Source organism: Autumnicola psychrophila (assembly GCF_031846645.1).
Lineage (GTDB): Bacteria > Bacteroidota > Bacteroidia > Flavobacteriales > Flavobacteriaceae > Autumnicola > Autumnicola psychrophila.
The window spans coordinates 307,534-321,040 of record NZ_JAVRHN010000002.1 but is presented as its reverse complement, the minus strand read 5'-3'; the positions used below and the strand labels follow the sequence as shown (position 1 = coordinate 321,040).

The window sequence follows — 13,507 nt, the reverse complement described above, 5'->3', positions numbered from 1 at the left end:
TCAAAACCATCAAAATGAAAAAAAGTTTTCTTCTTCTCTTCAGTATTATATTCTTAATTTCCTGTAAGAACGATTCCACAGAAAATGAACGTATTCTTTCAGATTCCTCCGGAAATATTAATCAGCTTACTGTAGTAATGGAAAATAACCTTTGGGAGGGTGAAGTAGGTGAAGTGGTAAGAAACCATCTTGCAGCACCTGTAGACGGTTTACCGCAGGAAGAACCTTTATTTTCTTTAAGCCAGATACCACCACAGGCTTTTTCGGGTTTTGTCAGGAAAAATCGCTTGTTTCTGCATGTCGAGAAAGGGGCAGAGCGTGCTTTCGGAATTCTACGGGAGGAATACGCTAAACCCCAGACTGGTGTTGTAGTGAAAGGGCAGACGAATGAAGATTTGATTGATGTAATCAAGAATAACTCCGATAGCATTGTAGAAATTTTTAAGAAAACAGAATTAAAAGAAAAACAGCGTAGGATTGGGAAATCTCTTAAAGATGATGAAATCCTAAAGGAAAAACTTGGAGTGTCCCTGAAGATACCAACAGCTTATCGGTATGCCATGAATGAGGAGGATTTTATATGGATTAGAAAAGAAATTCCAAAAGGATTAATGGAAATTCTCATTTACGAGGTGCCACTTAGAACTATAGAGAATGATACTAATGTAATAGGCAGTATTATCAAAATGCGTGATTCTATTGGAAAGAAATACATACCCGGTCCTGTAGAAGGAACCTATATGCAAACTGAAGAAGCATATGCTCCCTATCTTTTTGAATCAAGTATAGATGGACACTTTGCTTATGAAACCAGAGGAACCTGGGATGTTAAGAATGCTTTTATGGCTGGTCCTTTTGTGAATTATGCAGTAAGAGATGAAGAGAATGACAGATATGTAATTCTGGAAGGTTTTGTTTTTTCCCCGTCTATGGCAAAAAGGGATAATATGTTTGAACTCGATGCGATACTTAGATCAGCTAAAATAGACTAAAATAAAAACCCAACCGGAAGGTTGGGTTTTTTAAAATATCTTTCTTTTTTATTTCCTATCCTCTGGAACATGCTTCGGATCCTGAGTTGCATTTGGATCCTCGTCGTCTTTAGAAGCGTCTTTAAATTCTTTTATACCGCTACCTAAGCCTCTCATTAGTTCTGGTATTTTACGTCCTCCGAAAAGGAGAAGTATCACAACTACAATTAAGATAATCTGGGGCGCTCCTATTACTAAGGGTAATATTAATGCGTTCATATTTTTGAGATTTAGTATTGCAAACTTAACAAGAATTCACTAATATAAACGTTAAGAAGTGACAAAATTGTATAAATTTAACTTAGGCTTTGGTGCTTTTTGGGAAACTTGAAATGATTTTGGACCACTTATAAATACAAATTCAGTCAGGATTAACTACAGGATGTTTTTAATTAGCATTCTTTTTTTACTATATCTTTGTATACTATTGAATTTAAATGGCAGATAAATCAAAAAATAAAAGGAAGTTCTCGAAGAAACTTTTGCATAAGTATCGGCTCGTTATTCTTAATGAAGATACTTTTGAAGAGAGGCTTTCTTTTAAACTTACAAGATTAAATGTTTTTGTAACAATAACCCTTAGTGCAATTATATTAATTGCAGCAACCACTTATATTATTGCATTCACACCTCTAAAAGAATATATTCCCGGTTACTCATCTGCCAAACTTAAGGAGAGGGCGGTGAATCTGGCGTATACTACAGATTCCCTGCAAGGAGTGATTAGAATGAATAATCAATATCTGGGCTCTATAAAAAGCGTACTCACTGGAGATCTTGAAGCTTATGCCTTAAACAGGGATTCTGTTTTGGCAGATTCCGAATATAATCAGGATATGGAAGAGGTTGAACCTTCACGAGCCGATTCTTTACTGAGGGACCAGGTCGCGCAGGAGGATAAATACAATATTTTACCTGGTGCAACAGAAAATATTAATTTTTCCCTTATTGCACCGGTAAAAGGCTCTATTTCAGAAGAATTTGATGCAGATGAAAAGCATTTCGCCGTAGATGTGGTGGTTGCCAGGAATTCGCCAATAAAATCTATTGCAGACGGGCGTGTCATTTTTTCGGAATGGACTACAGAAACAGGTTACGTAATAATCGTAAAGCACGGGTACGACTTGCTTTCGGTATATAAACATAATGCTTCCCTTACAAAAGAGCAGGGGGATGCTGTAAGAGCAGGAGAAGTAATTGCTACGGCAGGTTCTACAGGAGAATTTACTACTGGACCGCATCTTCACTTCGAATTATGGAATGAAGGAACCCCTGTGGATCCTACAGAATATATAGATTTCAACTAACTATGTCTTTAAAATCTTTAGGAGCAAAAATATTTGCCAAACAAGTACAAAGCAATATAAGGAAATGGTCTTCTAAGCCTGAGGATACTCAAATGAAGGTTTTCCAGCAGTTAATAGCTAAAGGAAAATACACGTCCTTTGGTAAGGATCATAATTTTAAGCAAATTAAGACTTATAAGGATTTTGCTGAAAATGTGCCGGTGAGGGACTATGAAGAACTAAAATCATATGTAGACCGCATGGTGGGCGGGGAAGAAAGTGTTCTTTGGCCGGGAAGGCCTCTTTATTACGCCAAGACTTCAGGAACTACAAGTGGTGCAAAGTATATTCCGCTTACAAAAGATTCTATGCCCACGCATATCAACGCTGCCCGGAACGCTATATTAAGTTATATCGCTGAAACCGGAAATTCTTCTTTTGTAGATGGTAAGATGATTTTTTTACAGGGCAGTCCGGAAATGCAGGATAAAAACGGAGTTAAACTCGGAAGACTCTCAGGAATCGTAGCTCATTACGTTCCCGCATACCTTCAAAAAAATCGACTACCGAGCTGGGAAACTAATTCTATCGAGGATTGGGAAACTAAGGTCGACGCAATTGTAGAAGAAACCCAAAAGGAGAATATGACCGTTATTAGCGGGATTCCGTCTTGGGTGCAAATGTATTTTGAACGCCTGCAGAAGAAAACTGGCAAAAAAGTCGGTGATCTTTTTCCAAACTTCAATTTGTTTATTTATGGCGGAGTCAACTTTGAGCCCTATCGTTCGAAATTTGAAAATCTGATTGGCAGGAAAGTAGATAGCATTGAACTTTATCCCGCTTCTGAAGGATTTTTTGCTTTTCAGGATAAACAGGATGAAAAAGGGATGCTGTTACAGCTGGATTCCGGAATGTTCTATGAATTTATAAAAGCTGAAGAATTTTACAGTGATAATCCGGACAGGCTTAGCATTGGAGAGGTCGAAATTGGCCAAAATTACGTGATGATCGTTTCCACTACGGCTGGGTTATGGGCGTATAACGTGGGCGATACCGTTCAGTTCACCTCTACAAAACCATGTAGACTTATAGTGTCTGGAAGAATAAAGCACTTTATTTCCGCTTTTGGGGAGCATGTAATTGCCAAGGAAGTAGAAGAAGCTATGCAGATAGCGACATCTGAAACAGATGCGAGAATAAGTGAGTTTACAGTTGCACCACAAATCACCCCGGCAGGGGAGGAGCTGCCTTATCATGAATGGTTTATAGAATTTGAAAAGGAGCCGGAAGATTTTCAGAAATTCAATTCCATTCTGGATAAATCTATGCAAAATCAAAATTCTTATTATTTCGATTTGATTGAAGGGAAAATTCTTCAACCTTTGAAAATAACAAAAGTTCCGCGTGATGGATTTCAGAAGTACATGAAATCCATTGGAAAATTGGGTGGGCAGAATAAGCTTCCGCGGTTGTCTAACGATAGAAATATTGCTGATAAGCTGTAAATAATTTAGAGAATTAAAAGAATATATGTCGAATTTAAAAATTCAGGGACGCACACGTGCTCAGGAAAGTTCCAGCGCAATAGAAAGAATGTACATTACTATGCGCCACCTGTTTAACAGGGGATTTTATAAACCCATGGGTGTTTCCGGAGAAACCCTTAGAGAAGCTTTATTAACATTACGACCTGAAATCTATGGTTCTGTTGCTGATGATAAAGCCGAATTAAGCGGACTTTTATATGTTATAGACCGCCTTCCAAAGGGAATAGAAGAATGCCGGTTTATTAACCTAACAAGTGATGAAGGTTATGGAAATTCTCACTTTAAACCCATTATTCCACCAAAGAGACGTAGAAACTGTTATCGTATAGACGATGAACAGATGAATATTGAAATTACACGTGGTCGTTCAGAAATTTATGATATTCTCACTCACCTCACTTTTCTGTTTATAGAGTCTCACAAAATCATGCGGCGTGTAGTAATTGATGAGGAGGGAAGTGTAACACGGGATTGGCAAAAACTGGAAAAAGCTGTTTTACAAAACCAGGAGCTTACTCAGGCAGAGCGGGAAGTTGCACTTACACATACCGCTAATATTCTGGGTAGAACGTTTAATGAGGTTACGACAATCTATCCTAAATTTTCTCTTCCAGAGAATCAGGAGCGTTTCCTTAACATCATTTACTGGCTGGGAAAACTGGCAATTTCAGAAATTGTAGAGAATAATAAACGGCTTATCACCTTCAGTCAGGTACTTCGTGAGCGGTTGGGGCAGCATATCCATGGAGAAATATGGGCAGATAAAATAAAGCAATATCTATTAGCTGAAAATCTTACGCACCGTCCAATTCACATTATAAGTGCGAATATGCATAGTGTGATGAATACCCTTTTTACACCAATTGCGCTTAAGGCCGAATTGAAGAAGAAAAAGCCTCTGGGCATTTATGAGGATTTGAGCGATAGCGGAAATGGACCTTTGCGGAATAAAGTCATTAAGGCTGCACTTAGTAAAGGAATGAAGTTTATTGAAGATGAAAGCGGTACCAATATAGATGTTCAGGTTTTCGACACTGCAAAACTTGAAGAAGGTTTTAAAGTTGATAACTTTATTAAAAAACCTGAAGAAGAGAAACCGGTAATCATTGTAATGGATTATGCTTTTGGAGAGCAGGCTTACGAAACGATGGATGAACTTTTGAAACCTTATACTTTTGAGGATAATGAAATCCATATGAATGTGAAATCTATTTCCATTATGGGAAAAGCGGGGATACTGGAAGGTGCAAAAGGGGATATTATGGTTCCTACCGCACATTTGTTTGAAGGAACTGCAGATAATTATCCTTTTAAAAATGAGCTGTCAAAAGAAGATCTGGAAGGACATGATATTCATGTGGTAGACGGCAGCATGATTACGGTCCTGGGAACCTCCCTTCAAAATAAGGATATTTTACGGTTTTTTCACGACTCCACCTGGAATGTGAGCGGTCTGGAAATGGAAGGGGCACATTATCAAAAAGCCATACAGGCAGCGGCAAAGTTACGCGGGAATATAGATGGTGATGTAAAAGTGCGTTACGCTTATTATGCATCAGATAATCCTTTGGAAACCGGAAGTACACTGGCCTCGGGAGGTTTAGGAACCACCGGCGTGAAGCCAACGTATCTTATCACCGAAAAAATCCTAGAGCAAATATTCAATTCTTAAATTAATAATATGCAGGCAGAAGAAACGCCTTTAAAAGACTGTTTTTTAATAAAACCTTCTGTTTTCACAGATAAGCGGGGGATTTTCCTGGAAAGTTACCATCGAAAAAGATTCGCAGAAGTTACCGGAATAGAAGATGAATTTGTTCAGGATAACCAGTCGGTATCGAAATTTGGCGTTTTGCGGGGCCTACACTACCAAACCGGCGAATTTGCGCAGGCAAAATTAGTACGGGTGATTCACGGGAAAGTGCTGGATGTGGTGGTAGATTTGCGGCCAGATTCAAAAACATTTCAAAAGACGTACAAGGTCGTGCTTGATGATAACAATTTGCATCAGTTATATATTCCAAAAGGTTTTGGGCACGGCTTTCTTACCTTATCCGAAACTTCTGTTTTTGCCTACAAATGTGATAAATACTATACACCCGGCGCAGAATCGGGAATAATCTATAACGATCCAACTTTAAATATTCAATGGGATTTTCCTGAAGAAAAAATGATAATATCAGATAAAGATATGCAGCAGCCAACTTTTAAGACGCTATTCAAATGAAGTCAATTTTAGTTACAGGAGCCTCAGGGCAACTAGGGAGATGTTTCCAAAAGTTGTCAGAACAGTATAGTCAGTTCGATTTTGTTTTCATGGATTCTTCAGAATTGGATATCACCAATAAATGTGACCTCACCCAATTATTTGCAGCAAAAGATTTTGATTATTGCATAAACTGTGCGGCTTATACCAATGTTGAAAAAGCAGAATCTGAGAAGGAGAAGGCATTTAAAATCAATGCTGAAGCGGTTAAAGTTTTGGCCGAAATTTGCCGTTCTTCGAGTACCACCTTATTCCATTTTTCTACAGATTATGTTTTCAACGGAACTTCAAAAATTCCCTATTCTGAAGATGATTTAACCGATCCTATTAACGTGTATGGAGCTTCAAAGCTCAAGGGAGAAGAAAATATACGGAAAACCACGAATAAATACTTTATTTTCAGGACTTCCTGGCTGTATTCAGAATTCGGACATAACTTTTTCAACACCATTCTTAGAAAAGCTGAAGAAAAAGCAACTTTAAACATTACCACTGCTCAAAAAGGAACTCCCACCAATGCGAATGACCTTGCGCAGCTGGTTCTCAAAATAATTGCTACTGAAAATGCCAGTTATGGAGTTTATCACTTTAGTAACGACGGGGAAGCGACCTGGTACGACTTTGCAGAAGCTATTTTAGAAATTTCGGGCAATCCTGATATTGTTCTTAATAAAGACGATTCCTATAAAACTATTGCTACCCGACCGGAATTTAGTGTGCTCAGCAAAAAGGAGCTACAACAAAATTTTGATTTCCCTTTAATTCATTGGAGAGAAAGTCTGGAGAAATTATATAAGTCAGAAATTTTAAAGCCAGGCTCCTAATGCCGGAGTCCATTTTAGCACATTCAGAATCTGGAAATACTGAAAAATCAGCTTTAGTTTCAGTTATAATGCCTGCCTATAATTCAGCCGAATTTATTACCGAAGCTATTCTTTCTGTTCAGAAACAAACTTATTCCAACTGGGAACTTCTTGTTATAGATGATGCTTCTAAAGATTTTACGCTTGGAAAAATTAAAAACCTGGCAAAGGAAGAGCCGCGGATTAAAATCTTCGAAAACAAGAAGAACAAAGGAACGGGTTTTAGTCGGAATAAAGGAATTAGAGCCGCTCAGGGCGATTTTATTGCTTTTCTGGATGCAGATGACCTTTGGAAAGCGAATAAGCTGGAAGCACAGCTGGAATTCATGAAGAATAATGAACTCGCTGTTTGCTACTCCAGCTACGAACGCATTACTGAAAATGGCCAAAAACGTAACGAAATTATAGAAGCGCTGCCATACTTAACTTACCAAAAACTACTGAAGGCGAATTATGTGGGAAACCTTACCGGCATGTACGATGTGAGGCAACTGGATAAAATTTATGCTCCCGATGTGCGAAAAAGGCAGGATTGGGCTTTATGGCTGGAGGCAATAAAAAAAGGAGGAACAGCAAAAGGTATAAAGGAGCCGCTGGCACTTTACCGTTTAAGGAAAAACTCTGTTTCAGGAAATAAACTGGAAATGCTTGGGCACAACTTCAACATTTATTATCGTGTGCTGGGTTTCAGTTTCTTAAAAAGTCTTAGATGTATGGGAGTATTTCTAAAAGAGCAATTATTGGTTAAGCAACGACAGTTAAAGCAGATTAAATAAGGGAGGTAAACTGTTTTAGTTTTCCGCTTTTGCTTCGCTCGAGCATGTTTTTTCGTTCAAAATCCACTTTCAAATCTTTTCCAACGTACTTCTGAATGGCCGCGGTGATTTTTTGAACCTGGCCTTCAGCAAAATCCGTGTCACTTACATATTCAATTTTAAATGAATCCATTGCTGTTTGAGTGATCACAAACTCTTTAATACTTCCGGTATCGGTAATTATTGTCTTAGTAACGTAATAAAATGTGAGTCCGGGAACGACTTTCCCATTGGCTAAATGTGCGATATCATTGGTGCGGCCAATCAGTTTTTGCAGTTTTGAATGTTTATGACTACTGTCTTTAGATAAAATTCCTGTGTCACCAATATCATAGCGAATCATAGGATGTGCTTTGTTGTAAAGCGAAGTTATCACCACTCTTCCTTCTTCTCCTAAAGGCAGGATCTTGTCCTGTTCATCAAGGATCTCCACATAAAGATCTTCGGAATTTACAATCCACTCTTCTTCAGTGTTTTCAAAAGCAATTAATCCGACTTCACTTGCGCCGTATTCATTTAAAACCGGAATACCAAAGGATTCCTCCATCAGGATTTTATCATTTTTAAATAGGCGTTCAGAAGTCACGATGCAAACTCGAAGACTGGGACAAACATCTTTTAAAGTTATATTTTTATTCTTTAGAAATCTTGCGAACAACAGGATAGCGCTGGTGTATCCGTTTATATATTCAAATTTGGTTTTTTTAAAGCGTTGCAGAAACGTTTCCATTTTTTCATCGCTCAAGTTGAAGATGTTAAATCTTCGGCGTAAGCTAATTCTATCTTTCACCCGCTCCTGGATATTTCCGTAGAAATCCAACGGAATTCCGTAGAACCGTGCCTGTAAGGATTTATTGAGGTCTATCCCGTGCCAGAGATAGCGGTTACTAAATCCGGCCCAGCTTAAGGCATGGGCAAAACGGTCTTTGGCAAAAATAAACGGTTGTCCGCTGCTTCCGGAAGTTTTTCCAACATAGGTTGTTTTCCGGTTACTGAAACCTTCACTTAACCTATTTTGCAGAGGTTGCTGAAGATCTGACTTTTTCATTACAGGAACATCTTTCCAGTTTTTGCAATTTTTGGTAGGACAAAACTGCCTGTAAAATTCATTGTTTTCGATGTGAAATTTTAGAATAGAATCACGCTGCCTCTCAAGATATTCCCGATACTTTTGCTCAGGAATTTCCTGGATTTGTTGTAACAATTTTTCTGCCCCGTTAATTGGGAAATTGTTAAGCTGTAAAGAAAGCCTGAACCACTCCAAATGCGTTAATTTCGTTTTTTGTAGAAAATAATTGGTGCTTCAATTTACAAACAATTATTTTTGGCACAACAACTAAAACAGTTCCAGATGAAAATATTAATTCTTGGCGCCGGTGGCCGCGAACATACCTTTGCACATATGATCTCTCAAAGCGAGCGATGTAGTAAACTTTTTGTTGCTCCGGGAAATGCGGGAACTTCAAAAATTGCTGAAAATGTAGATTTAAAAGTCACAGATTTTGAAGCAATTAAAAATTTCGTACTGGAAAAAGGAATTGAAATGCTTGTGGTAGGACCCGAAGATCCCCTGGTAGAAGGAATAGCCGATTTCTTTACCCAAAATGAGCAGCTAAAAAACGTAAAACTGATTGGTCCATCCAAAAGAGGCGCCTTGCTGGAAGGAAGCAAGGAACGCGCAAAAGAATTTATGTTAATGCATAAAATCCCTACCGCAGCTTACGAAAGTTTTACTGAAGAAAGCCTGGAAGCGGGAAAATCTTTCCTGGAAATGCTTGATGCGCCTTATGTGCTGAAAGCTGACGGTCTTGCAGCGGGAAAAGGAGTGCTTATTCTTGAAGACCTCGAAGAAGCAAAAGCTGAACTTGAACGGATGTTGGCCGGTAAGAAATTTGGCGCAGCCAGTGCCAAAGTGGTGATTGAGGAATTTTTGGATGGAATCGAACTTAGCGTATTTGTTTTAACTGACGGAAAAAACTACAAAATTCTTCCAACAGCAAAAGATTACAAGCGTATTGGCGAGGGCGATACCGGCCTCAATACAGGCGGGATGGGTGCAATCTCCCCCGTACCTTTTGCAGATAAGGAATTTATGCAGAAAATTGAGGAACGGATTGTAAAACCTACGGTTGATGGATTAAATGAGGAAGATATAAGTTATAAAGGCTTTATTTTTATCGGACTTATAAAAGTTAATAACGATCCTTACGTTATCGAATATAATGTAAGAATGGGAGATCCAGAAACTGAAGTCGTTTTACCAAGAATAAAATCAGATTTAGTTGAGGTTCTGGAGAAAACCTTCGATTCAAAATTAGATGAAGTTAATCTTGAAATAGACGATCGTGCGGCGACTACAGTGATGATGGTTTCCGGGGGATATCCCGAAGCTTACGAGAAAGGAAAGGAAATTTCCGGATTAGATGAGGTGGAGGATTCGCTTCTTTTCCACGCAGGAACAAAATTAGAAAATGGAAAAGTGGTTACCAGTGGCGGCCGTGTTATTGCCATTACCTCACTGGATATGGATTACAAAAAGGCACTAAAAAAATCTTACCAAAATGCAGAAAAACTACATTTCGATAAGATGTATTTTAGAAAGGATTTAGGTTTTGACCTATCCTAAGAAGGAATGTGCTTTTGGATCCCTGTTTTCTTCGTTGTTATCGTTGTAGCTTTTTAACTGCTTCATCCAGTAAAGGAAAGCGAGAAAACCAACAATAACAAATAGAAAATTCAATGCATTAGCCAGGAACCAGGATTCAAGTTCCATTTCGCGTATGTAATCGAACGGAGCAAAAAGGACATTTACAAACAGATCCTCAATTCCTTCAAATAAATCTTTCATTGTATAACTTTGTTATATTAATTGTTACAAAAATATAAAAAACGGCAATGCTAACAAGCTTTTTTGGCAAATCAACTCCTGTAAATGTCATTGCAGTAGGGATTTTTATGACTGCTTTCTTTGTTTTCGCCAATTTCGACGCCTTATTTGTCAATTTTGAGCTGCTGTCATTTTTAGAAAAACTGGCAGTTTTGGTCGTTTTTCTTCTGAGCGTAATGGTACTCAATTTTATAGCAAAGAAGAATGAGCTAACGAAGAGAAGTGCCTACAAAATCCTGCTTTTTGCTGTTTTTGCCACTTCTTTTTCAGCGCTGCTAAAGAATGATCAGGCGATAATTGCCAATTTATTTGTGCTGCTTTCTTTCCGAAGAATTATAAGCCTAAAATCCCGGAAAGTGGTCCAACAGAAGATTTTTGATGCTACTTTCTGGATTTGTATCGCTTCTTTATATTATTTCTGGTCAATTTTGTTCCTTTTAGTAGTGTTTGCGGGGATTCTTTTCTATGCATCTTATTTAAAAAACTTCCTCATCCCGATAATTGCCTTTTTTGCGGTCGCTCTTATTACCGAAGCTGCACATCTTCTTATCTATGACAGTCTGTACAGCTTTGCAGATTGGTTCCAGCCGATGAATTTTCAGTTCGAAAATTATCAGGATCTTTCGCTATTAGTTCCGCTAAGTATTATTCTCGCATTATTGATCTGGACAATGTTTTTCTACCTTTCGGTTATTCAAAAGGCAAGTATAACACGGCGCCCTGTATTAAATCTCGTGATGTTAAGCCTTGCAACTGCAATTTGCGTCGCTGTTCTTTCCCACAACAAGAACGGTAGCGAGTTCATCTTTTTCTTTGTGCCTCTTAGTATTATAGCCTCCAATTACTTCGGAAATAAAAAGGATAGGATCTTCAAAGAAATTCTTCTGATTCTGCTGATTCTGATGCCGTTTTGCATTCCGTTTATTTTTTAAACTGAAGAAAATTATTTCCGTGGTAAATATGCGCTTCAGAAAAGTTATTTCAGCTTTGCGACTTTTAAGAACTATTGTAAATTATAATACATTTGCAACAGCTGAAGTTAAACCACAGGAAAAAAAGAAATACTATGTTTTCAGATAAAGCTAATCACGTTTTTCAGGAAGTTATCGAAAAGTATCACGAAAAAGATACGGTAGATCAGGATTTTAAGAATCCTTATGACCAAAAAGAGGATTTAATTGGTCACCTTCTTTACAGGAAATGTTGGATAGACACAGTGCAGTGGCATTATGAAGATATTATTCGGGATAAAAATATAGATCCTGTAGCTGCTTTAGAGTTAAAAAGAAAAATTGATGCTTCCAACCAGGATCGTACAGATACGGTGGAATATATAGACAGTTATTTCCTTGAAAATTTTAAAGAAGTCAAACCAAAGGAGGACGCAACAATAAATTCTGAGAGCCCTGCCTGGGCAATAGATCGTCTGTCTATCCTTGCGCTTAAAATCTACCATATGGGAGAAGAGGCCAACAGGGACGATGCTTCTCAGGAACATCAAATGGCTTGTAAGGCTAAACTGGATGTTTTGCTGGAACAGCGTGTAGATCTTTCTACGGCAATTAATCAGTTACTGGAAGACATTGCTAACGGGGATAAATATATGAAGGTTTACAAGCAAATGAAGATGTACAACGACGAAGAACTTAACCCTGTTCTTCGCGACAAAAAATAAAATTTAATGAAAAATGAATCTTCTAATACTTCCTCTGCCAGCCGTCGTGCTGTGGAAAAGAAGGTTCATATTCTGGTAATTCGCTTATCTGCCATGGGTGATGTGGCGATGACAGCGCCGGTTATCCGCACCCTAATTAATACTTATCCGCAGTTAAAAATCACAGTTTTAACCCGCGGATTTTTTGCGCCAATGTTTAAAGATATCCCGAATGTTTCTGTTTATGAAGCAGATGTAAATGGCGTGCACAGCGGCGTAATTGGCCTGGGACGACTGGCGAAAGAGCTGCGGGATGAGGAAATAGACATGGTTGCCGATCTTCATGATGTGTTGCGGAGTAATGTGCTAAATTCTGTTTTTTATCTCTTCGGGATCCCGGTAAAGCAAATAGATAAAGGCCGAAGTGAAAAAAAAGCGCTTACCCGTCCTGAAGATAAGGTCTTTAAACAGCTAAAATCTACACACCAGCGCTACGCCGATGTTTTTGAGGAACTAGGATATCCAATTTCGCTGAAGGATCACGATTTCAATAAAAAATTTGCCCTTTCAGAAGAAATAACTGCGATTACCGGTGCTCATGACAAGAAATGGCTGGGAATTGCGCCTTTTGCACAACATTCGTCCAAGTCGTATGCTTCAGATTTAATGCAAAAAGTGCTGAATGAACTTCAGAAGGACGAAAATGTAAAAATCTTCCTGTTTGGTGGTGGCGCTGAAGAACTTCCGAAGCTTAAAGAATGGGAATTGCGATTTTCAGGGGTACATTGTATAGCCGGAAATTTTTCTTTTGAGGAAGAACTGGCGTTAATTGCCAATTTAGATGCCATGCTTTCTATGGATAGCGGGAATGGGCATTTAGCGGCAATGTATAATGTGCCGGTAATCACAATTTGGGGCCTGACACATCCTTATGCCGGCTTTGTACCGTTCAATCAGCCTCTTGAGCACTCAATTTTACCCGATCTGAATAAATACCCGCTAATTCCCACCTCAATCTACGGAAAAACTGTTCCGGAAGGCTATGAAGACGTGATGCGAAGCATTCCACCGGAAACCGTTGTGGAAAAAGTGCTTAAAATCCTGAAGTAATTCTGAAGATTTTATGCGCACTCAAAGTGCAGGCCGAAAATTGGCAAT

Annotated in this window: 14 protein-coding genes; 11 read left to right on the top strand and 3 right to left on the bottom strand. The window is 38.5% G+C overall.

Features of this window, described 5'->3' with window-relative positions; all coding sequences use genetic code 11:
* Window positions 1–14 precede the first annotated feature (14 nt).
* Window positions 15–992: a DUF4837 family protein gene (locus RM541_RS03980; RefSeq protein WP_311498927.1), complete on the top strand. Its 978-nt coding sequence runs from the start codon at window positions 15–17 to the stop codon at window positions 990–992.
* A gap of 48 nt (window positions 993–1,040) precedes the next feature.
* Here the strand turns inward: RM541_RS03980 and RM541_RS03975 are convergent, their stop codons facing one another.
* Entirely contained in the window at window positions 1,041–1,250 is a 210-nt protein-coding gene (locus tag RM541_RS03975) for a twin-arginine translocase TatA/TatE family subunit (RefSeq protein WP_311495338.1), read from the bottom strand.
* Between the two features lie 218 nt (window positions 1,251–1,468).
* Between RM541_RS03975 and RM541_RS03970 the strand changes: the two genes are divergently transcribed.
* From RM541_RS03970 to RM541_RS03945, 6 genes are read left to right on the top strand one after another with little or no spacing between them, the layout of a single operon-like run.
* Window positions 1,469–2,338, top strand: coding sequence for a M23 family metallopeptidase (locus RM541_RS03970; RefSeq protein ID WP_311498926.1), 870 nt, complete (start codon window positions 1,469–1,471; stop codon window positions 2,336–2,338).
* Between the two features lie 2 nt (window positions 2,339–2,340).
* Window positions 2,341–3,822 (top strand): GH3 auxin-responsive promoter family protein, encoded by a 1,482-nt coding sequence (locus RM541_RS03965; protein ID WP_311498925.1) that lies wholly within the window; start codon window positions 2,341–2,343, stop codon window positions 3,820–3,822.
* Between the two features lie 25 nt (window positions 3,823–3,847).
* Window positions 3,848–5,536: a DUF6909 family protein gene (locus tag RM541_RS03960; protein WP_311498924.1), complete on the top strand. Its 1,689-nt coding sequence runs from the start codon at window positions 3,848–3,850 to the stop codon at window positions 5,534–5,536.
* Window positions 5,537–5,545: 9 nt separating this feature from the next.
* Complete coding sequence (gene rfbC / locus RM541_RS03955) at window positions 5,546–6,091, top strand: dTDP-4-dehydrorhamnose 3,5-epimerase (protein WP_311498923.1); 546 nt, start codon at window positions 5,546–5,548, stop codon at window positions 6,089–6,091.
* Complete coding sequence (gene rfbD, locus RM541_RS03950; RefSeq protein WP_311498922.1) at window positions 6,088–6,954, top strand: dTDP-4-dehydrorhamnose reductase; 867 nt, start codon at window positions 6,088–6,090, stop codon at window positions 6,952–6,954. The genes rfbC and rfbD overlap by 4 nt, the downstream gene beginning before the upstream one ends.
* Entirely contained in the window at window positions 6,954–7,769 is an 816-nt protein-coding gene (locus tag RM541_RS03945; RefSeq protein WP_311498921.1) for a glycosyltransferase family 2 protein, read from the top strand. The genes rfbD and RM541_RS03945 overlap by 1 nt, the downstream gene beginning before the upstream one ends.
* Here RM541_RS03945 and RM541_RS03940 read toward each other — a convergent pair.
* Window positions 7,762–9,072 (bottom strand): phenylacetate--CoA ligase family protein, encoded by a 1,311-nt coding sequence (locus RM541_RS03940; RefSeq protein WP_311498920.1) that lies wholly within the window; start codon window positions 9,070–9,072, stop codon window positions 7,762–7,764. The genes RM541_RS03945 and RM541_RS03940 overlap by 8 nt on opposite strands.
* A gap of 87 nt (window positions 9,073–9,159) precedes the next feature.
* On the opposite strand from RM541_RS03940, the gene purD reads away from it, so the two are divergent.
* A complete protein-coding gene (gene purD / locus RM541_RS03935; protein ID WP_311498919.1) occupies window positions 9,160–10,434 on the top strand; it encodes a phosphoribosylamine--glycine ligase in 1,275 nt (424 codons plus the stop codon).
* On the opposite strand, the gene RM541_RS03930 is transcribed toward purD, so the two are convergent.
* The gene (locus RM541_RS03930) at window positions 10,426–10,656 is read right to left on the bottom strand and encodes a DUF6341 family protein (protein WP_311498918.1); all 231 of its coding nucleotides are present in this window, start codon (window positions 10,654–10,656) and stop codon (window positions 10,426–10,428) included. The genes purD and RM541_RS03930 overlap by 9 nt on opposite strands.
* Window positions 10,657–10,703: 47 nt before the next feature.
* Here RM541_RS03930 and RM541_RS03925 point away from each other — a divergent pair, with 47 nt between their 5' ends.
* The 3 genes from RM541_RS03925 to RM541_RS03915 all read left to right on the top strand — a co-directional run bounded on the left by RM541_RS03925 (window position 10,704) and on the right by RM541_RS03915 (window position 13,459).
* Window positions 10,704–11,627 carry a DUF6427 family protein gene (locus tag RM541_RS03925; RefSeq protein ID WP_311498917.1) on the top strand — a complete coding sequence of 308 codons (924 nt, stop codon included), beginning with the start codon at window positions 10,704–10,706 and terminating at the stop codon, window positions 11,625–11,627.
* A 134-nt stretch (window positions 11,628–11,761) separates the two neighbouring features.
* Complete coding sequence (locus tag RM541_RS03920; RefSeq protein WP_311498916.1) at window positions 11,762–12,370, top strand: DUF4254 domain-containing protein; 609 nt, start codon at window positions 11,762–11,764, stop codon at window positions 12,368–12,370.
* Between the two features lie 6 nt (window positions 12,371–12,376).
* Window positions 12,377–13,459 carry a glycosyltransferase family 9 protein gene (locus tag RM541_RS03915; protein WP_311498915.1) on the top strand — a complete coding sequence of 361 codons (1,083 nt, stop codon included), beginning with the start codon at window positions 12,377–12,379 and terminating at the stop codon, window positions 13,457–13,459.
* Window positions 13,460–13,507: the final 48 nt, after the last annotated feature.

Bases quoted from the DNA above. Each gene is read 5' to 3' on its own strand.
- RM541_RS03960 (WP_311498924.1), top strand. From the start codon at position 3,848: ATGTCGAATTTAAAAATTCAGGGACGCACACGTGCTCAGGAAAGTTCC.
- RM541_RS03965 (WP_311498925.1), top strand. From the start codon at position 2,341: ATGTCTTTAAAATCTTTAGGAGCAAAAATATTTGCCAAACAAGTACAA.
- RM541_RS03970 (WP_311498926.1), top strand. From the start codon at position 1,469: ATGGCAGATAAATCAAAAAATAAAAGGAAGTTCTCGAAGAAACTTTTG.
- RM541_RS03925 (WP_311498917.1), top strand. From the start codon at position 10,704: ATGCTAACAAGCTTTTTTGGCAAATCAACTCCTGTAAATGTCATTGCA.
- RM541_RS03920 (WP_311498916.1), top strand. From the start codon at position 11,762: ATGTTTTCAGATAAAGCTAATCACGTTTTTCAGGAAGTTATCGAAAAG.
- RM541_RS03945 (WP_311498921.1), top strand. From the start codon at position 6,954: ATGCCGGAGTCCATTTTAGCACATTCAGAATCTGGAAATACTGAAAAA.
- RM541_RS03980 (WP_311498927.1), top strand. From the start codon at position 15: ATGAAAAAAAGTTTTCTTCTTCTCTTCAGTATTATATTCTTAATTTCC.
- purD (WP_311498919.1), top strand. From the start codon at position 9,160: ATGAAAATATTAATTCTTGGCGCCGGTGGCCGCGAACATACCTTTGCA.
- rfbD (WP_311498922.1), top strand. From the start codon at position 6,088: ATGAAGTCAATTTTAGTTACAGGAGCCTCAGGGCAACTAGGGAGATGT.
- rfbC (WP_311498923.1), top strand. From the start codon at position 5,546: ATGCAGGCAGAAGAAACGCCTTTAAAAGACTGTTTTTTAATAAAACCT.
- RM541_RS03930 (WP_311498918.1), bottom strand. From the start codon at position 10,656: ATGAAAGATTTATTTGAAGGAATTGAGGATCTGTTTGTAAATGTCCTT.
- RM541_RS03975 (WP_311495338.1), bottom strand. From the start codon at position 1,250: ATGAACGCATTAATATTACCCTTAGTAATAGGAGCGCCCCAGATTATC.
- RM541_RS03915 (WP_311498915.1), top strand. From the start codon at position 12,377: ATGAAAAATGAATCTTCTAATACTTCCTCTGCCAGCCGTCGTGCTGTG.